Source organism: Streptomyces sp. NPDC001292, from assembly GCF_042896465.1.
In the GTDB taxonomy this organism is placed as follows: domain Bacteria; phylum Actinomycetota; class Actinomycetes; order Streptomycetales; family Streptomycetaceae; genus Streptomyces.
The window spans coordinates 172,081-190,053 of sequence record NZ_JBIAXG010000007.1 but is presented as its reverse complement, the minus strand read 5'-3'; the positions used below and the strand labels follow the sequence as shown (position 1 = coordinate 190,053).

Below are 17,973 nucleotides of genomic sequence, written 5' to 3'. Positions count from 1 at the left end.
AGTTCGGCATGACGTACCGTCAGAAGGACAACGGCGGCCTGGGCCGCCGGCGCTTCCTCACCACGGCCGCCCTCAGCGGTGCCACCATCGTCGGCGCGTCCGCCCTCGGCGGCTTCGACGCCGACGCGGCCTTCGCCGCCGAGCCGTCGCTCGACCCGGCGATTCCCAAGTCGGCCTTCGTGGAGGGCCGGATCACAGGCATCACCGGCAGTGTCCTGGAGGTCGCGGGATCCTACGGCGACCACTCCCGGGTCCAGATGACCAACGTCACCAGCGTCTGGAAGGTCCGGCCGACCACGGCCGCCGAGATCGAGATCGGGGACGGGCTGTACGCGCGGGGCGTTCCGATGCCGGACGGCACCGTCGCCGCCGACGCGGTGTGGGTGAACATCGTGAACCTCGACACCACGATCCGCGGCATCGCGAAGAACCGGCTGCACCTCTCCCACGGGCAGCACGAGATCGTCGGTCACGTCCGTCCGGACACGACGAACGCCTCCTACGCGGGCCGCGCGCTCACCTCGGACCTGTCCCGGCTGCGCATCGGACAGAGCGCCCAGGTGCTCGGGGCCTGGCGGCCGTCCGACAACTCGGTGGACGTCGTCCGCATCTCCGTCGGGCACTGACGGCCGGATCCGAGGAGGAGAAGGGGAGGGAAGGATGCTCTCACTGACAACGGGCCTCGTACCGCTGGTCCTTGCGGGTCTGCTGGGGTGGACCGGCTCGGTCAAGCTCTTCGACCGGGACACCGTGCGCCGGGCACCGAAGACGGCGCTGGCCCGCATGCTGCGCAGCAGCGAGCGGGCGGCGCTGGTGCTGCGCGGCACCGGCGCCGTGGAACTCCTGCTCGCGGCGGGGCTGCTGGCCGTACCGGCGAACCCGGTGCCGGGCGCGGCCACCGCCGTCCTCGGGGTCGGGTTCCTCGGCTATCTCGGCTACGGCCGGGCGCTGGCACCGGAGTCCTCCTGCGGCTGTACGGCGAACGAGGACACCCCGATCACCTGGCGCGCGTTCGCGCGGGCCGCGCTGGTGCTCGTGGGCGGGGCGACGGCGGCGGTGGCGCACGGCGCCTGGTGGTCCACGCTCACCGAACGGCCCGGTGGCTCGCTCGTGTTCCTGGCCGTCGCCGGGGCCGTCCTGGTGGCGCTGTCGGTCGACCTCGACCGGTGGTGGCTGCTGCCGCTGCGGCGGCTGAGGCTGCGTGTCTTCGGGCATCCGCTCTTCGGCAGGGAGCCGGGGGACCGTGTGCCGGTCCCCGCCAGTGTCGAACTGCTGGAGAACTCCCTCGCCTGGCAGACCGCCTTCCCGGTGGTCCGGTCGGGTCTGCTGGATCACTGGGAGGAGGACGGCTGGCGGATCCTCCTGTACTCGGGTGTGTACGGGACGCGGGAGAACGCGCGGCCGGTGTCCGTGGTCTTCGCCCTGGACGCCACCGCCAGCCGCGACACCACCGGTGACCCCGTGGTCCGCGTCAGCTTCATCGACGCGGACACGGGGGAGCCGGTGGCGGAGGACCTACTGAACGCGGTCCCACCCCGCAGGGCTCTGCCAACACTCGGCTGACGAACCAGTCCCACGCGGCTCACCGCCCCTGCACCCGCTCTCGCAGGGGCGGTGAACCGTGAGCGGAGGTGCGGGCTCCGTTCGCGTACGTCTCATGTACGGGTGTGGCGGTGGGGCCTCGCGCTGGTGTGGGCGCGGGTGATCTCGGTAGCGTGTCGGCTGTTTCGCCGTTCCCACCTGCCCCACCAGGAGCCTGCTGTGATCCGCCGTCCAACCCGTCTGCTCACCACAGTCGTCGCCGGCACGGCGGCAGCACTGCTCCTCGCCGGTTGCGGCGGGGGCGACGGCGACTCGAAGGCCAACGACAAGATCGCGGGCGCGGATACGGGTACGGAGACAGCGGCTTCCCCAACTCCGTCCGCGACGGCGGTGGCGCGACCGGAGATCGAGTTGCCGTCGGATCTCACCTACACCTTCGAGTGGCCCAAGACGGGGGACAAGACCAAGGACGCCGTCCTCTACGACAGCCAGCAGTTCATCAAGGCTGTGGACATGGCGATCGCTGATCAGAAGCCGCTCGACAAGGGGTATCGCTTCTACTCAGAGGGCGAGGCAGCGGCGGGAAGCCAGAAGTTCATCCAGGAGTTCGTGGACTACAAGGACCGGATCACCGGCGCCAAGCGGTACTACGGCGCAAAGGTCCAGGTCAACGATGATGGAACGGCGAGCCTCGTCTACTGCGAGGACCAGAACAAGGCGTACAACAAGAGCCTGAAAACCGGAAAGACGGAGGTGACCCCGCAGTCGAAGGACAACTACGTCCTCTACAACAGCCGACTGCGGGTCAACAAGCAAGGCATCTGGGTCACTGAGAAGCTGATGTCGCAGCGGGGGAGCTCCGTATGTCAGCCCTGAGCAACCTGCGACGCGCAGGCGCCGTCTCCGCCACAGCCGCGCTGTTGCTCTGCCCGACACAGGCATGGGCGGGCTACGGCCACGGCGGCAGCACCAACGGCGGGAGTGACACCACCGCATCGGGCGGCGCCGACGACAAGGGCACCATCTCCGCCACCGCCGGTGCCGTCGTCTTCGACCGGTCCAAGAACGGCGCGGGGCGGTCGGCCGGGCCCGTGGCTTCTGCCACGGCCTGGACCCCGCCCGCCTGTTACTACGCGCCCAAGTACAGCCCGGACCAGCTCAAGGCGTATCTGGAGCCGATCTGGGAGGCGGAGTCGACGGGGTACGAGTGGGACGCTCAGCAGCGTGACCGCTACGTCAACGGGCACCCGTACAAGGACTTCAACAAGGACAAGGACGGCGAGGGCTACTGGTGGGACTCGTACGTCACCCCCGGCCGTGCGGGCGACCCCGGCGCGCTGGACTGTGACAAGCCCATCTTCTGGGTGGACAAGGGCGCCCCACCTCCGGCGGACACACCGCAGGCCATCACTCCCCGGGTCCTCGCCGAACTCGCCTACAACGAGATCCGTGTCCCCGGTACCGAGGTGACGCTTGCCCCGGCGGGGGCGACGAAGGTGAATCTGCCGACCTGGGCGTGGCTGGACGGGGCGCGGTTCAGGCCGGTTTCCGTGACCGCTTCGGTGCCGCTGCTGGGGATTTCCGCGACCACCACCGCCGAGCCGGTCTCGTTGAGGATCGATCCCGGTACGGCGGACGCCGAGACCTATCCCGCGTCGGGGGTCTGCGCGATCAACGGCGACCGTATCGGTGAGGCGTACGCCAAGGGGAAGGCCGACCGGACGCCGCCCTGCGGGGTGAAGTACCTGCGGTCGTCCGGCGACGGCTCGTACCGGTTGAGGGCCACCATCACCTGGAAGATCCACTGGACGGGGTCCGGCGGTACCAGTGGCGATCTGCCCGAGGGAACCTTCGGCGACACCCAGGACGTCACGGTCCAGGAGATCCAGGCCGTCAACCGCTGAGCCGGAGTCGGAGTCGGACAACCGAAACGGGGGCGCCGCGGTGAACAGGTGGCGGGTTCGGAACGTACTCGAGCAGGTGGGGCGGGGGCAGCGCGTGGAACTGCGGCTCAGCAGGTCGTCCGTGGCGAAGGCCGCCGGACTCGCCTGTCTCGCCGAGCAGTTCGGGTACGAGTACGTGGGCGCTCAACGAGCGCGTGACAACAAGTTCCAGCTGCTCCTCGCGCCCGACCCCAGCCCGCAGGCCCAGGCGCGGGCCGCGCGGAACTGGGCGCAGTATCCGAACGCCGGGGACGGGGTGTCGCTGCCGCCGCTCGTGCCGGACGCGTTCGAGCTGATGACGGCGCGCATCACCTTCGACATCACGGGCAACCGGGATCAGATACCCGTGGCGCTCGTCGGCGTGTTCGCGACCATCGGGTGTGGTTACTGCGCGGCGCGGTTCCGGGGGGACGAGTTCTTCCTCGTCGTCGTCGGGGTCCTGTGGGTCTTTTTCCTGGCCTTCTCCGGTATCGGGTTCGTCGTGATGAGGAGGCGCAACGCCAGGGCAACGGCACTGCTCCAGGCCGCCGGGTTCGTGCCGGTGACGGAAGAGGGCGGGAGAGTGCGGTATCGGCCGCCCGGCGCGCAGCCTCCGGGCGGGCAGCCCTGGCAGGCCGGGCCGTATGGGCAAGGCCCGTACGGACAGGGCCCCTATGGGTAGGGCCCGTACGACAACGGGCCCTGCCACCCCCGGTAGAGAGCGACCGCGCGCGGCCCAGGGGGTACCGGTCCGGCCAGTGGGCGGGCACTGTGGGAGGGAACGGTTTTCCGGCCTCCGACGATGCCCCGGCGAGGCCTGCCGGCCGGGGTGAGCCTAGGCGGTGACAGGCACATGGCACTGGCTGCGGTCACGGTCCCGTACGAGCTGAGGTTCGACACCGGGCGGGTCTGCCTGGATCTCCTCTCCACCACCCATCCCGTGGAACGACTGGACTCCCTCGCGCCGCTGCGCGCGTGGATCACAGGCTCGGGGCTGGTGCCACCCGGCTGCCCACTGGCGCACGCGGACGCCTCCTGGCTCGCGGACTTCCGTGAACTGCGGGGAGACGTGGGGAAGCTGGTGCGCGGATACCTCGCCCTGGAGGTCCGGGCGTACGATCTCGCGCTCGCCCGCGTCAACGACATCGCTCGTACGGCGCCGCCCGCACCCCGGGCCGTACGTGGTGAAGACGGCTCCCTCGTACGCGAGTTGGCGAGGCCACCCGAGTGCGCCGCCCTGCTCGCGGCCGTCGCCCGGGACGCCGTGGAACTGCTCACCGATCCCGTGGCCAGGGCGAGCCTGCGCCAGTGCGAGGGAGACAACTGCCCGATCGTGTACCTGGACACGTCCCGGGGGCGCCGGAGGCGCTGGTGCTCCAGCGAGGTCTGCGGGAACCGCGAACGGGTGGCCCGCCACCGCCGACGCGCCGCCCTCTCAAGGACATAGAGGGAGGTCTGGGCGACAACTCCCATAATTCATTTGCCTGTTGTGCGAGTTCCGCGCCGAAGTGATTTCGGTGACAGTCCGTTTGACTCCCGCTTCGAGCGGTCAGTGCACCGCACCCTCGCGCCTGTGTCGGAAATGCAAAGGTCAAGCGGGGGGATGTGTGCCCGTGTCCGCCCTCGTCACATCACCCCCGCAGAAATCCGTCGGCCGGTCTTGAACACGGCGTGCCCCGGATCCGTACCCGTCGGCGAGCGACCGACTGGGGGGAAGCCCCGGACACCGGAGGTGGGCGTGCGCAAGGATGCGGCCGTGGCCAGTGAACGTGGATCGAGGGCCCGACATCGCATGTCCCAGTCCTCGGAACCTGATGAGGAGTTGGTGCGTGCGCTCTATCGCGAGCACGCCGGACCTCTTCTCGCGTATGTCCTGCGGCTGGTGGCCGGAGACCGGCAGCGTGCCGAGGACGTGGTGCAGGAGACGCTCATCCGTGCCTGGAAGAACGCCGGTCAGCTCAATCGAGCGACCGGTTCGGTACGCCCCTGGCTGGTGACGGTCGCCCGGCGCATCGTCATCGACGGCCACCGCAGCCGGCAGGCCCGGCCGCAGGAGGTCGATCCGTCGCCGCTGGAGGTCATCCCCGCGGAGGACGAGATCGACAAGGCGCTGTGGCTGATGACGCTGTCGGACGCGCTCGACGACCTGACCCCGGCCCACCGGGAGGTGCTCGTCGAGACGTACTTCAAAGGGCGTACCGTCAATGAGGCGGCCGAGACACTGGGCATACCCAGCGGCACCGTCCGCTCGCGGGTGTTCTACGCCCTGCGGTCGATGAAGCTGGCGCTGGAGGAGCGGGGGGTGACGGCGTGATGAGCATGTACGGGGGATTCGGAACGGGTGGTGCGGGTATGTCTGGGGCCATGCAGGGAACCCCGGCTCCGAACGAGCACGAGACCGTCGGCGCCTACGCCCTCGGGATTCTCGACGACGCCGAGGCAACCGCTTTCGAGGCACACCTCGCCGGCTGCGAGTGGTGCGCCCGGCAGCTCGACGAACTGGCCGGGATGGAGCCGATGCTGGCCGCGCTCGCGGACCTGCCGGGGTCCGGCACACCCGCGGTCGGCGAGTCCCTGTCGGCCAAGCCCAGCCCGCGCCTGGTGGAGAAGCTCGTCCACGAGGTCGCCGAGCGCCGCGCCCAGAAGCGCCGGCGCGGCTTCTACCTGGTCGCGGCGTCGGCAGCGCTGATCGTCGGCAGCCCGCTGACCGTCTTCGCGGTGAGCGGCTCGGACGGCGGCGGCGACGCCACGGTGGCCGCGAGCCCCGCGAAGTCCGCCTTCGAGTCGATGCCCGACAAGGTCACGGCGACGGACCCGACGACGAACGTCACCGCGACGGTCGCCCTCGAGAAGAAGGTCTGGGGCACGAACGCCGTTCTCGAGCTGAACAACGTCACCGGCCCGCAGAAGTGCTCGCTCATCGCCGTCGGCAAGAACGGCGAGCGGGAGACGGTCACGTCCTGGTCCGTCCCGAAGTGGGGCTACGGCGTCCCGAACGCCAAGACGGAGGAGGCCAAGTACCCCCTCTACGTCCGCGGCGGCGCGGCCCTGGAGCCGAACCGGATCGACCACTTCGAGGTGATGACCTTCGACGGGAAGCGACTCGTCGAGGTGCCCTCCTAGTGCGCCGGCAGGCAACGTTCGGCCCGTCGCGACGCCCGGCACGTTCAGGGGGACCGCCAGAGCACGCACCGGACGCCGCTCCTTGACGGGCGAACGTTGCCTGCCGCGGCACCAGCTTCCGCGAGAGGCCCCCTTCGCGTACGGTTGACGGCTGCCCAGCACGTCAGAAGGGGGCCCGGTGGCCGCACAGGCTCAACAGGATTCCGCGGTCGGATCGGTCCACGGCGCAGCGCACGAAGCGGCGCACGACACCGTACGGGACCGAGAGATCAGCGTGGAACAGCAGCACCTGGACCGGGTGTACCGCCGCCTCGAGGAGAAGATCCACGAGGCCGAGTTCCTCATGCGCGACGCGGCCCAGCGCGGCCAGGTGGGCACACCCGGCGCGCTGGCCGAGCGCGACGCGCAGGTCTTCCGGGCGGGCATCCACCTCAACCGGCTGAACAACGAGTTCGAGGACTTCCTCTTCGGCCGGATCGACCTGCTGCTCGGCAAGGACGGCAGGAAGGGCCCGGACGGCGCGTACACCGCGGTCGAGCCGGCCGAGGGCGCGGTCCGCGCGGACGGCACGGCGGACATCGCCGAGACCCTGCACATCGGCCGTATCGGCGTCCTCGACGAGGACTACGCCCCGCTGGTCATCGACTGGCGGGCGCCGGCCGCGGCCCCGTTCTACCGCTCCACCCCGGTCGACCCCGGAAGGGTCGTGCGCCGGCGGGTCATCCGCTCCAAGGGGCGGCGCGTGCTCGGGGTCGAGGACGACCTGATGCGTCCCGAGCTGAAGGCCTTCCTCGACGGCCACGAGCTGCCCGCGATCGGCGACGGCGCGCTGATGGCCGCGCTCGGCCGGGCCCGCGGCCACACCATGCGGGACATCGTCTCCTCCATCCAGGCCGAACAGGACCTGGTCATCCGCGCCCCCGCCGCCTCGGTGACGTACGTCGAGGGCGGCCCGGGGACGGGGAAGACGGCGGTCGCGCTGCACCGGGCGGCCTACCTCCTCTACCAGGACCGGCGCCGCTACGCGGGCGGCATCCTGATCGTCTCCCCGACGCCCCTGCTCGTGGCCTACACCGAGGGCGTGCTGCCCTCGCTCGGCGAGGAGGGCCAGGTCGCCATCCGGGCGATCGGCTCGCTCGTCGACGGCGCCGAGGCCACGCTGTACGACTCTCCGTCGGTGGCGCGGGCCAAGGGCTCGTACCGGATGCTGAAGGTGCTGCGCAAGGCGGCGCGGGGCGCGCTGGAGCCGAACGGCTCACCGGACCGGCTGCGGGTCGTCGCCTTCGGCCGCCGGCTGGAACTGGAGGCCGAGGAGCTCGGCCACGTCCGGCGCACCGCCCTCGGCGGCACCGCGCCGGTCAACCTGCTGCGCCCGCGCGCCCGCAAGCTTCTGCTGGACGCCCTGTGGGAGAAGTCGGGCGCCGCCGCCCGGCACACCGACCCGGAACTCGCCGCCGAGCTGCGCTCGTCCTTCGACGAGGACGTGACCGGTGAGGACTCCTTCGTCGCCTTCCTCGACGCGTGGTGGCCCGAGCTGACCCCGCCGGCCGTGCTCACCGCCATGGCCGACGAACGGCGGCTGGGCCGCTGGGCGCGCCGGATCCTCAACCCGGGGGAGGTGCGCCGGGTGGCCCGCTCGCTGCGCCGGGACGGGTACTCGGTGCACGACGTCGCCCTGCTCGACGAGCTCCAGGCGATCCTCGGCACCCCGGCCCGCCCGCGCCGGAAACGCGAACTGGACCCGTTGGACCAGCTCACCGGTCTCGAGGAGCTGATGCCGCTGCGTGAGGAGTCGCAGTGGGAACGGGCGGAGCGCCTCGCGCAGGAGCGCACCGAGTACGCGCACGTCATCGTGGACGAGGCGCAGGACCTCACGCCCATGCAGTGGCGGATGGTCGGCCGCCGCGGCCGGCACGCCACCTGGACGGTCGTCGGCGATCCCGCCCAGTCCTCCTGGTCCGACCCGGACGAGGCGGCCGAGGCCCGCGACGAGGCCCTGGGCACCCGGCCGCGCCGCCGCTTCCAGCTGACCGTGAACTACCGCAACCCGGCGGAGATCGCCGAGCTGGCCTCGAAGGTCCTCGCCCTGGCCATGCCCGGCTCCACCGCGCCGACGGCGGTGCGCTCCACCGAGGTGGAGCCGCGCTTCGCCGTCGTACGGGGCTCCGTGGAGAAGAGCGTGCGGGCGGAGGCCGAGCGGCTGCTGGACCTGGTGGACGGCACGGTCGGCGTGGTCGTCGCCATGAACCGGCGCGAGGAGGCCAGGCGCTGGCTCGCCGGGCTCGGCGACCGGGTGGTGGCCCTCGGCAGCCTGGAGGCCAAGGGCCTGGAGTACGACGCGACGATCGTCGTCTCGCCCGCGGAGATCGCGGACGAGTCCCCGGCCGGTCTGCGGGTCCTCTACGTCGCCCTGACCAGGGCCACCCAGCAGCTGACGGTGGTCTCCGGCGAGCGGGACGAGCCGGACGGGGCGGGGGTGCCGGATCTGCTGCGGGACTGAACCGGAGGTAACCGCAGCGACGGGAATGGCCATGAGGGATCCGTTTGTTAGCCTGGGTACGGCACCGGCCCGATCCAAGCCCCCGGGCCCAACCTTTGTCGCTACGAGCGACCACTTGCCGCGAGGCGAGCATGGCGGGTCGGTGTCATACAAACCTCCAGGAGGCCCACGTCACGATGTGACGTGGGCCTCTTTTGCCGCCTGCGCATCTTCCGTCACCGCGACAGTTCTCGTATGGTGGAATTCACTTTCCGAAAATGGCACCTCCCGGTGAACACAACGTCCGCAATCCGGGGCGGCTACCACGTACTCAGGGGTAGGTGCGACGATCGGACGGCAGAACTTCGCGACACGGTGAAAGCAGAGGAAGTCGGCCATGGCAACGGCGCCCAGCGTCTCCTACTCGATGACCATCCGTCTGGAGGTGCCGGCGGGGGGAACCGCCGTATCGCAGCTCACCACGGCCGTGGAGTCCTCCGGAGGCTCGGTGACCGGCCTCGACGTCACCGCGTCGGGCCACGAGAGGCTCCGTATCGACGTCACCATCGCGGCCACCTCCACGGCGCACGCCGAGGAGATCGTCGAGAAGCTGCGCGGCATCGACGGCGTCACGCTGGGCAAGGTCTCGGACCGTACGTTCCTCATGCACCTCGGCGGCAAGATCGAGATGGCGTCGAAGCACCCCATCCGCAACCGTGACGACCTGTCCATGGTCTACACCCCCGGTGTGGCCCGCGTGTGCATGGCGATCGCGGAGAACCCCGAGGACGCCAGGCGCCTGACCATCAAGCGCAACTCCGTTGCGGTCGTGACGGACGGCTCGGCCGTGCTGGGCCTGGGCAACATCGGCCCGAAGGCCGCACTGCCGGTCATGGAGGGCAAGGCGGCCCTCTTCAAGCGCTTCGCCGGCATCGACGCCTGGCCGATCTGCCTGGACACGCAGGACAGTGATGCCATCGTCGAGATCGTCAAAGCGATCGCCCCCGGCTTCGCGGGCATCAACCTGGAGGACATCTCCGCGCCCCGCTGCTTCGAGATCGAGGCCCGGCTGCGCGAGGCCCTCGACATCCCCGTCTTCCACGACGACCAGCACGGCACCGCGATCGTCGTGCTCGCCGCGCTGACCAACGCGCTGCGCGTGGTCGGCAAGTCGATCGACAGCGTGCGCGTCGTGATGTCCGGCGCCGGCGCGGCCGGTACGGCGATCCTGCGGCTGCTGCTCGCCGCGGGCGTGAAGAACGCCGTCGTCGCCGACATCCACGGTGTGGTGCACGCCGGCCGTGAGGACCTCGTCGGGGCCGCCCCGGACTCCCCGCTGCGCTGGATCGCGGACAACACCAACCCGGAGGGCCTGACCGGCACGCTGAAGGAGGCCGTGCACGGCGCGGACGTCTTCATCGGCGTCTCGGCGCCCAACGTGCTCGACGGCGACGACGTGGCCGCCATGGCGGAGGGCGCGATCGTGTTCGCGCTCGCGAACCCCGACCCCGAGGTGGACCCGGCAATCGCCCGCCAGACGGCGGCAGTTGTGGCCACCGGCCGCTCCGACTTCCCCAACCAGATCAACAACGTGCTGGTCTTCCCGGGCGTCTTCCGCGGCCTGCTGGACGCGCAGTCCCGTACCGTCAACACGGAGATGATGCTGGCCGCCGCGCAGGCCCTCGCCGACGTGGTCACCGGGGACGAGCTGAACCCGAACTACATCGTCCCGAGCGTCTTCAACGACAAGGTCGCCGGCGCGGTGGCCGGGGCGGTCCGGGAGGCGGCCGCGAAGACGGCGGCGACGGCGTGAGGATTCCCACGCCGCGGCGAAACCGGCGCGTCGTGAAGCACCCCGCCGCCGGTGCGGCCTTATCGTGACGGCCAGGCTCGGGCATCTCTTCGTGTGACTCCCAAGGGTGTTCTCACGACTCCTATGGGTGCCGGATTGGCATTCGCGCCGCAGGTGGGGGCAGGATGCCTCCCTGGGCGCGAGGGTTCGGCGACGGACCCGGGTCCGGGGACTCACCGAGGACCCTGGCAGCATCGGCTTCGCTGTGCCCAACATGCGGCCTCGCCGCAACGGCAAGAAGAACACGGGAGTAACAACATGAACCGCAGTGAGCTGGTGGCCGCGCTGGCCGACCGCGCCGAGGTGACCCGCAAGGACGCCGACGCCGTGCTGGCCGCGTTCGCCGACGTCGTCGGCGACATCGTCTCCAAGGGGGACGAGAAGGTCACCATCCCTGGTTTCCTGACCTTCGAGCGCACCCACCGTGCCGCTCGCACCGCTCGCAACCCGCAGACCGGCGAGCCGATCCAGATCCCGGCCGGCTACAGCGTGAAGGTCTCCGCGGGCAGCAAGCTCAAGGAAGCGGCCAAGGGCAAGTGACCTCGCCGTTCGTACGCCACGGGACGGCGTACGAGGCGCTGTAGGCCGGTCCTTTCAGGCCACCACGATGCCAACGGGGCGGTCCCCTCACCGGGGGCCGCCCCAACGTCGTGCGCACTCTCCGGCGCCCACCGGGGGAGCATGGATCAGCCGAGGGCCTGGCCGGGGAGTTCCACCTTGGCGTCCGGTTCCGTGAGCTTTTCCATGCTGTGCTGTGCTTGCCGGGGGATGATCCCCGGACCCCCGGCCGGGGCGACGTCGGCCGGGCCGGCCGGGGGGCTCGGTCAGCCGAGGGCCTGGCCGGGGAGTTCCACCTTGGCGCCCAGTTCCATGAGCTTTTCCATGAAGTTCTCGTAGCCGCGGTTGATCAGGTCGATGCCGTGGACGCGGGAGGTGCCCTGGGCGGCGAGGGCCGCGATCAGGTAGGAGAAGCCACCGCGCAGGTCCGGGATGACCAGGTCGGCGCCCTGGAGCCGGGTCGGGCCGGACACCACCGCGGAGTGCAGGAAGTTGCGCTGGCCGAAGCGGCAGTCGGAGCCGCCCAGGCACTCGCGGTAGAGCTGGATGTGGGCGCCCATCTGGTTGAGCGCGGAGGTGAAGCCCAGACGCGACTCGTAGACCGTCTCGTGGATGATCGACAGGCCCGTGGCCTGGGTCAGGGCGACCACGAGCGGCTGCTGCCAGTCGGTCTGGAAGCCGGGGTGCACGTCCGTCTCCAGCGCGATGGACTTCAGCCGGCCGCCCGGGTGCCAGAAGCGGATGCCCTCGTCGTCGATCTGGAACGCGCCACCCACCTTCCGGTAGGTGTTCAGGAAGGTCATCATCGACCGCTGCTGGGCGCCGCGGACGTAGATGTCGCCCTCGGTCGCCAGCGCCGCCGACGCCCAGGACGCGGCCTCCAGCCGGTCCGGAAGGGCCCGGTGGTTGTAGCCGCCGAGCTTCTCCACACCCGTGATCCGGATCGTGCGGTCGGTGTCCATCGCGATGATCGCGCCCATTTTCTGCAGGACGCAGATCAGGTCCTCGATCTCCGGCTCCACGGCCGCGTTGGACAGCTCGGTGACACCCTCGGCCAGCACGGCCGTCAGCAGCACCTGCTCGGTCGCGCCGACGGACGGGTACGGCAGCCGGATCTTCGTCCCGCGCAGGCCCTTGGGTGCCTCCAGGTACTGCCCGTCGGCCCGCTTCTCGATGACCGCGCCGAACTGCCGCAGCACGTCGAAGTGGAAGTCGATGGGCCGGCCGCCGATGTCGCAGCCGCCCAGGCCGGGGATGAACGCGTGCCCCAGGCGGTGCAGCAGCGGCCCGCAGAACAGGATGGGGATGCGCGAGGAGCCCGCGTGGGCATCGATGTCGGCGACGTTCGCGCTCTCCACCCGGGTCGGGTCGAGCACCAGCTCACCCGGTTCGTCACCCGGACGGACGGTCACCCCGTGCAGTTGCAGCAGACCGCGGACGACACGGACGTCACGGATGTCCGGAACGTTGCGGAGGCGACTTGGCTCACCGCCCAGCAGGGCGGCGACCATGGCCTTCGGTACGAGGTTCTTCGCACCGCGGACACGGATCTCGCCCTCCAGCGGGGTTCCGCCGTGGACAAGCAGGACATCGTCGTTGACGGTCATGTATCTCGCGTTCCGATGAGGTGGGCAGGGTCCGGCCGATCACTTCGGAGGGGGCCGGAGAGACAGGGTAATCGCCGTGCGCCCCCCTTCAGAAAGCCCGTCGACGGCGTGGGTCGGCTCACCACCCCCGCGCCGACACGCCCCGTTGGGCGCCGGGCACGTGCGGTCACCACGGCCGTCGTGCGCCGGTGACGCTTCCGTCTCCCCCGAGCCGCGCTCACCCCGTAGCCGGATTGGCTCCCCATGCGCAGGGAAGATGCGGGATCATGTCTGGCATGACCGAGGTGTCCTCGCTCACAGGGCGGCTGCTCGTGGCTACGCCCGCCCTGGCGGACCCGAACTTCGACCGCGCGGTGGTGCTCCTTCTCGACCACGACGAGGAGGGCTCCCTCGGTGTCGTCCTCAACCGTCCCACCCCCGTGGACGTGGGCGACATCCTGGAGGGCTGGGCGGACCTCGCCGGGGAGCCCGGCGTCGTCTTCCAGGGTGGTCCGGTGTCGCTGGACTCCGCACTCGGCGTCGCCGTCATCCCCGGCGGCTCCGGCGAAGGCGCCCCGCTGGGCTGGCGCCGGGTGCACGGCGCGATCGGTCTCGTCGACCTCGAGGCACCTCCCGAGCTGCTGGCCTCCGCCCTCGGCTCGCTGCGGATCTTCGCCGGATACGCCGGCTGGGGCCCCGGCCAGCTCGAGGACGAGCTGGCGGAAGGAGCCTGGTACGTCGTCGAGTCGGAACCCGGCGACGTGTCCTCCCCGGCCCCCGAGAGACTGTGGCGCGAGGTGCTGCGCCGCCAGCGAAACGAACTGGCGATGGTCGCCACATACCCGGACGACCCTTCGCTCAACTGATGCCCGGGGCCTTCAGTACCCTTGCGGTATGAGCACTCTCGAGCCCGAGCGCGGCACTGGTACGGGTACCCTCGTCGAGCCGACGCCGCAGGTGTCCCACGGCGACGGTGACCACGAGCGCTTCGCCCACTACGTCCAGAAGGACAAGATCATGGCGAGCGCCCTCGACGGTACGCCCGTCGTGGCGCTGTGCGGCAAGGTGTGGGTGCCGGGCCGCGACCCGAAGAAGTACCCCGTCTGCCCGCTGTGCAAGGAGATCTACGAATCCATGAGCGGCGGCGGCGAAGGCGGCGACGACAAGAAGAAGTAACCGGCTCCCCGCTCGGCAGAGACTCGCAGGGCCCCCGAGGCACGCTCCGGCGTGCCCCGGGGGCCTGTGTCGTCGGACGGCCTGTGCACCATGTGCAACGCTCGTTGCGCTGTGTCGCGGCCGACGCTACCCATGAGTGGCATGACCGACGTGATTCCGGCCCCGCGCGCCGTGGCCGGCCCCCCGGACCGCGCCGTCCCGCTCGACCGGGGCACCATCCTGTGGGCCGCCGAGGGCACCGGCTACACGGAACGCTGGCTGCGCGGCACGCTCGGCGCGGCCCTCGGCCTGCCCCTCCCGCCCGGCGCCGAGGACGCCCCGAACTCCGTACGGCTGCGCCTGGACGACTCCCTGGACCCCGAGGCGTACCGGCTCGCCGCCGTCGCCGGCCGGGGCGTCGAGATCCGCGGCGGCTCTCCGGCCGGGGTGTTCTGGGGTGCGCAGACCCTGCGCCAGCTGCTCGGCGCAGACGCCTTCCGGCGCGCCCCCGTACGGCCGCACGCCGCCCACGCGGTCCCGGCGGGAGTGATCGAGGACGCCCCCCGCTTCCGCTGGCGCGGCCTGATGCTCGACGTGGCCCGCCACTTCATGCCGAAGGACGGCGTCCTGCGTCACCTCGACCTGATGGCCGCGCACAAACTCAACGTGCTGCACCTCCACCTGACGGACGACCAGGGCTGGCGTGTCGAGATCAAGCGGTATCCGAGGCTGACGGAGGTCGGTTCCTGGCGGGCGCGGACGAGATTCGGCCACCGGGCGTCCCCGCTGTGGGAGGACAAACCGCACGGCGGTCACTACACCCAGGACGACATCCGGGAGATCGTCGCCTACGCCGCAGAGCGGCACATCGCCGTCGTCCCCGAGATCGACGTACCCGGCCACTCGCAGGCCGCCATCGCCGCGTACCCGGAACTCGGCAACACCGACGTCGTCGACACCGCCGCCCTCACCGTCTGGGACGACTGGGGGGTCAATCCGAACGTCCTCGCCCCCACCGACGCCACCCTGCGCTTCTACGAGGGCGTCTTCGAGGAACTGCTCGAACTGTTCCCCGCGGACACCGTGACGTCCACCGGATTCTCGCGGTTCGTCCACATCGGCGGCGACGAGTGCCCCAAGGAGCAGTGGCGGGCCTCGCCGGCCGCGCAGGCGCGGATCGCGGAACTCGGGCTGGCCGGCGAGGACGCGCTGCAGTCCTGGTTCATCGGCCACTTCGACGCCTGGTTCACCGCGCGCGGGCGCAGGCTCATCGGCTGGGACGAGATCCTGGAGGGCGGTCTGGCGGCGGGGGCCGCGGTGTCGTCCTGGCGCGGGTACGCGGGCGGGATCGCCGCCGCGCGGGCCGGCCACGACGTCGTCATGTGCCCCGAGCAGCAGGTGTACCTGGACCACCGCCAGGCCCCGGGCGAGGACGAGCCCGTGCCGATCGGCTACGTGCGCACCCTGGAGGACGTCTACCGGTTCGAGCCGGTCCCCCCGGAACTGGACCAGGCACAGGCCCGCCATGTGCTGGGCGCGCAGGCCAACGTGTGGACCGAGGTGATGGAGGATCAAGCACGAGTGGACTACCAGGTGTTCCCCAGGCTGGCCGCGTTCGCCGAGGTCGCCTGGAGCGCCCTGCCCGCCCCGGCGGAACGGGACTTCGCGGATTTCGAGCGGCGGATGACCGCCCACTACGGGCGTCTGGACGCCCTGGGCGTCGGCTATCGGCCGCCCACCGGACCGCGCCCGTGGCAGCGGCGCCCCGGCGTCCTCGGGCGGCCCCTCGAGGGTCCGCCGCCGCAGAGGTAGCGGGACGACCGGTTCCGCCCGCCGTCTCGAACAGGTGCCGGAAAAAGACCGCAAGAGTCAGCGAAGAGTGGGAATTCGCTCGCATCGGTGATGGTGTGCCAAATCGGACCATGCCCCCGATGAGGTGGGCGAACGCCGCCTGGCGGACCCCTGTCTTCGGACCCTGCGAAGATGTGCCAGAGTTGCCACGTCCGCCTTGTCGGCACGTACCGTACGGCAGCACAGGTGGGACCAGTGGGGGCAGCGGGAAGGGGCAGCCGGTTTTGACCACGCACGCACCTCAGGCGGCGCAGGCCGTCACGCTGCCCACGACGCTGAGCGAGGCGGTGGCGGCACTCGCCGCCATGCCCGCCGCGGTGCCCGTGGCGGGCGGCACCGACCTCATGGCCGCCGTCAACTCCGGGCAGCTCAGGCCCACCGCGCTGGTCGGCCTCGGCCGGATCAGCGAGATCCGCGGCTGGCAGTACCAGGACGGCCACGCACTGCTCGGCGCCGGCCTCACCCACGCGCGCATGGGGCGCCCCGACTTCGCCGCCCTGATCCCGGCGCTGGCCGCCGCCGCGCGCGCCGCGGGCCCGCCGCACATCCGCAACGCGGGCACCCTGGGCGGCAACATCGCCTCCGCCGCACCCACCGGGGACGCGCTGCCGGTGCTGGCCGCCCTGGAGGCGACACTGATCATCGCGGGCCCGGGCGGAGCCCGCCGGGAGATCCCGGTGTCGCACCTGCTGGCCGGCGTGGAGATGCTCCGCGCGGGCGAGCTCATCGGCTACGTGCGCGTGCCGCTGCTGCACGCGCCGCAGGTCTTCCTGAAGGCGACCGGCCGTACCGGACCGGGACGCGCGGTCGCGTCCGTGGCGCTGGTCCTCGACCCGGCCCGGCGCGGGGTGCGGTGCGCGGTGGGCGCCATAGCGCCGATGCCGCTGCGGCCGCTGGACGCCGAGCACTGGGTGGCCCAGCTCATCGACTGGGACAACGGCCGTGTGATCCTCCCGGAGGCGCAGAACGCCTTCGGCGAGTACGTGGCCGCGGCCTGCATCCCCGATCCGGTCCCGGCCGAGGACGGCTCCGTGCAGCAGCTTCCGCCCGCCGTACTGCATCTGCGGCGCACCGTCGCCGCGCTGGCCCGACGAGCACTGGGGAGGGCGCTGTCGTGACCGACGACCAGCACGCGGAGGGCACGCCGGGCGGCGGCGGCCGATGGGACCCGCTGCCGCAGGGCGAGTACGACGACGGCGCCACCGCGTTCGTGAAGCTTCCCGAGGGCGGCATCGACGCCCTCCTGGCCGCCGACAGCCCGCTCGCGGCGCCCGGCCACGGCTACGTGCCGCCGCAGATAGCGGTCACGCCCACCGCGACGGCGGGGACCGACCCGGCGGGGACCGGCGGTTGGGCCGTGCCGGGCGCGCCCGCGCAGGGCGCCCAGTGGCCCGACCCCAACGCCGTTCCGCAGGACGCGGGCGCGGACGACCGGTTCACGTACCGTCCGGAGGCCACCCAGCAGTGGAACTTCGACGAGGCCCAGGCCGGCCCGGCCGCCCAGGTGCCTCCCGCGTCCGGGCAGGACGTGACCGGGCAGTGGTCGATCCCGGTCGCCAAGGGTGACATCCCTGACGAATCAGGCGAGTTCACCACGTCGTCGCTGGTCCAGCAGTGGGGCGGCACCCCTCCGGCCACCCTCCCCGGCGGCGCGGCCGCCCCGTGGGCCACGGAGGAGGCCGGCCAGGCCTGGAGCCGCCCCCGCACCGAGCCCGAGGCCCCCGGACAGCCCGGCGAGCCCCCGGCGGCGAACGCCTACGAGAACGGGCCGACCGGCGCCGCGTTTCCGGCCGGAGGGTCTGGTGGGGGCGGGCATGGTGCCGGGCCGGCTGATGCGGCGTTCGGGACTGTGGTGGACGGCGCGCGTGGAGATGTGCGGTTGCCGGGGTCTTCCGCCGCGGGCGG

The 17,973-nt window shown here is 71.4% G+C and carries 16 protein-coding genes and 1 pseudogene; 16 read left to right on the top strand and 1 reads right to left on the bottom strand.

What is annotated here, in order from left to right:
• The first annotated feature begins 8 nt into the window (after positions 1–8).
• The 11 genes from ACFY4A_RS11285 (at position 9) to ACFY4A_RS11235 (ending at position 11,458) form a co-directional block, all read left to right on the top strand.
• Positions 9–626 carry a cell wall protein gene (locus ACFY4A_RS11285; protein ID WP_390829151.1) on the top strand — a complete coding sequence of 206 codons (618 nt, stop codon included), beginning with the start codon at positions 9–11 and terminating at the stop codon, positions 624–626.
• A 34-nt stretch (positions 627–660) separates the two neighbouring features.
• Positions 661–1,563: a MauE/DoxX family redox-associated membrane protein gene (locus ACFY4A_RS11280; protein ID WP_390829150.1), complete on the top strand. Its 903-nt coding sequence runs from the start codon at positions 661–663 to the stop codon at positions 1,561–1,563.
• A gap of 198 nt (positions 1,564–1,761) precedes the next feature.
• Positions 1,762–2,418: a hypothetical protein gene (locus ACFY4A_RS11275; RefSeq protein WP_390829149.1), complete on the top strand. Its 657-nt coding sequence runs from the start codon at positions 1,762–1,764 to the stop codon at positions 2,416–2,418.
• Positions 2,406–3,446: a hypothetical protein gene (locus tag ACFY4A_RS11270; RefSeq protein WP_390829148.1), complete on the top strand. Its 1,041-nt coding sequence runs from the start codon at positions 2,406–2,408 to the stop codon at positions 3,444–3,446. Before ACFY4A_RS11275 ends, ACFY4A_RS11270 begins: the two co-directional genes overlap by 13 nt.
• A gap of 94 nt (positions 3,447–3,540) precedes the next feature.
• On the top strand, positions 3,541–4,146 hold the full coding sequence (locus ACFY4A_RS11265; RefSeq protein ID WP_390829147.1) for a hypothetical protein: 606 nt from the start codon (positions 3,541–3,543) through the stop codon (positions 4,144–4,146).
• A gap of 171 nt (positions 4,147–4,317) precedes the next feature.
• Entirely contained in the window at positions 4,318–4,911 is a 594-nt protein-coding gene (locus ACFY4A_RS11260; RefSeq protein WP_390829146.1) for a CGNR zinc finger domain-containing protein, read from the top strand.
• A 345-nt stretch (positions 4,912–5,256) separates the two neighbouring features.
• A complete protein-coding gene (locus ACFY4A_RS11255) occupies positions 5,257–5,778 on the top strand; it encodes a sigma-70 family RNA polymerase sigma factor (protein ID WP_390829145.1) in 522 nt (173 codons plus the stop codon).
• Positions 5,778–6,587, top strand: coding sequence for an anti-sigma factor family protein (locus ACFY4A_RS11250; protein WP_390829144.1), 810 nt, complete (start codon positions 5,778–5,780; stop codon positions 6,585–6,587). The genes ACFY4A_RS11255 and ACFY4A_RS11250 overlap by 1 nt, the downstream gene beginning before the upstream one ends.
• Before the next feature lie 178 nt (positions 6,588–6,765).
• Positions 6,766–9,087, top strand: a complete 2,322-nt coding sequence (locus tag ACFY4A_RS11245; protein ID WP_390829143.1) for a HelD family protein — start codon at positions 6,766–6,768, stop codon at positions 9,085–9,087.
• 376 nt (positions 9,088–9,463) lie between these two features.
• Positions 9,464–10,879: an NAD-dependent malic enzyme gene (locus ACFY4A_RS11240; protein WP_390829142.1), complete on the top strand. Its 1,416-nt coding sequence runs from the start codon at positions 9,464–9,466 to the stop codon at positions 10,877–10,879.
• A gap of 297 nt (positions 10,880–11,176) precedes the next feature.
• Complete coding sequence (locus ACFY4A_RS11235; RefSeq protein ID WP_003990598.1) at positions 11,177–11,458, top strand: HU family DNA-binding protein; 282 nt, start codon at positions 11,177–11,179, stop codon at positions 11,456–11,458.
• Positions 11,459–11,742: 284 nt separating this feature from the next.
• Here the strand turns inward: ACFY4A_RS11235 and murA are convergent, their stop codons facing one another.
• Positions 11,743–13,083 (bottom strand): UDP-N-acetylglucosamine 1-carboxyvinyltransferase, encoded by a 1,341-nt coding sequence (gene murA, locus ACFY4A_RS11230; protein ID WP_390829141.1) that lies wholly within the window; start codon positions 13,081–13,083, stop codon positions 11,743–11,745.
• Between the two features lie 275 nt (positions 13,084–13,358).
• On the opposite strand from murA, the gene ACFY4A_RS11225 reads away from it, so the two are divergent.
• From ACFY4A_RS11225 to ACFY4A_RS11205, 5 genes and pseudogenes are all read left to right on the top strand, one after another.
• A complete protein-coding gene (locus tag ACFY4A_RS11225; protein ID WP_390829140.1) occupies positions 13,359–13,928 on the top strand; it encodes a YqgE/AlgH family protein in 570 nt (189 codons plus the stop codon).
• Between the two features lie 28 nt (positions 13,929–13,956).
• Entirely contained in the window at positions 13,957–14,238 is a 282-nt protein-coding gene (locus ACFY4A_RS11220) for a DUF3039 domain-containing protein (protein WP_141360526.1), read from the top strand.
• Between the two features lie 132 nt (positions 14,239–14,370).
• On the top strand, positions 14,371–16,029 hold the full coding sequence (locus ACFY4A_RS11215) for a beta-N-acetylhexosaminidase (protein ID WP_390829139.1): 1,659 nt from the start codon (positions 14,371–14,373) through the stop codon (positions 16,027–16,029).
• A 263-nt stretch (positions 16,030–16,292) separates the two neighbouring features.
• Positions 16,293–17,186, top strand: a complete 894-nt coding sequence (locus tag ACFY4A_RS11210; RefSeq protein WP_390829138.1) for an FAD binding domain-containing protein — start codon at positions 16,293–16,295, stop codon at positions 17,184–17,186.
• Positions 17,183–17,973: pseudogene (locus ACFY4A_RS11205) on the top strand (hypothetical protein); the annotation flags it as partial. The gene ACFY4A_RS11210 and the pseudogene ACFY4A_RS11205, both read left to right, overlap by 4 nt.

Excerpts from the sequence above, each read along its gene's own strand:
- ACFY4A_RS11285 (WP_390829151.1), top strand. The coding sequence starts at position 9 with ATGACGTACCGTCAGAAGGACAACGGCGGCCTGGGCCGCCGGCGCTTC.
- ACFY4A_RS11280 (WP_390829150.1), top strand. The coding sequence starts at position 661 with ATGCTCTCACTGACAACGGGCCTCGTACCGCTGGTCCTTGCGGGTCTG.
- ACFY4A_RS11270 (WP_390829148.1), top strand. The coding sequence starts at position 2,406 with ATGTCAGCCCTGAGCAACCTGCGACGCGCAGGCGCCGTCTCCGCCACA.
- ACFY4A_RS11260 (WP_390829146.1), top strand. The coding sequence starts at position 4,318 with ATGGCACTGGCTGCGGTCACGGTCCCGTACGAGCTGAGGTTCGACACC.
- ACFY4A_RS11255 (WP_390829145.1), top strand. The coding sequence starts at position 5,257 with ATGTCCCAGTCCTCGGAACCTGATGAGGAGTTGGTGCGTGCGCTCTAT.
- ACFY4A_RS11250 (WP_390829144.1), top strand. The coding sequence starts at position 5,778 with ATGAGCATGTACGGGGGATTCGGAACGGGTGGTGCGGGTATGTCTGGG.
- ACFY4A_RS11240 (WP_390829142.1), top strand. The coding sequence starts at position 9,464 with ATGGCAACGGCGCCCAGCGTCTCCTACTCGATGACCATCCGTCTGGAG.
- ACFY4A_RS11235 (WP_003990598.1), top strand. The coding sequence starts at position 11,177 with ATGAACCGCAGTGAGCTGGTGGCCGCGCTGGCCGACCGCGCCGAGGTG.
- murA (WP_390829141.1), bottom strand. The coding sequence starts at position 13,083 with ATGACCGTCAACGACGATGTCCTGCTTGTCCACGGCGGAACCCCGCTG.
- ACFY4A_RS11225 (WP_390829140.1), top strand. The coding sequence starts at position 13,359 with ATGACCGAGGTGTCCTCGCTCACAGGGCGGCTGCTCGTGGCTACGCCC.
- ACFY4A_RS11220 (WP_141360526.1), top strand. The coding sequence starts at position 13,957 with ATGAGCACTCTCGAGCCCGAGCGCGGCACTGGTACGGGTACCCTCGTC.
- ACFY4A_RS11215 (WP_390829139.1), top strand. The coding sequence starts at position 14,371 with ATGAGTGGCATGACCGACGTGATTCCGGCCCCGCGCGCCGTGGCCGGC.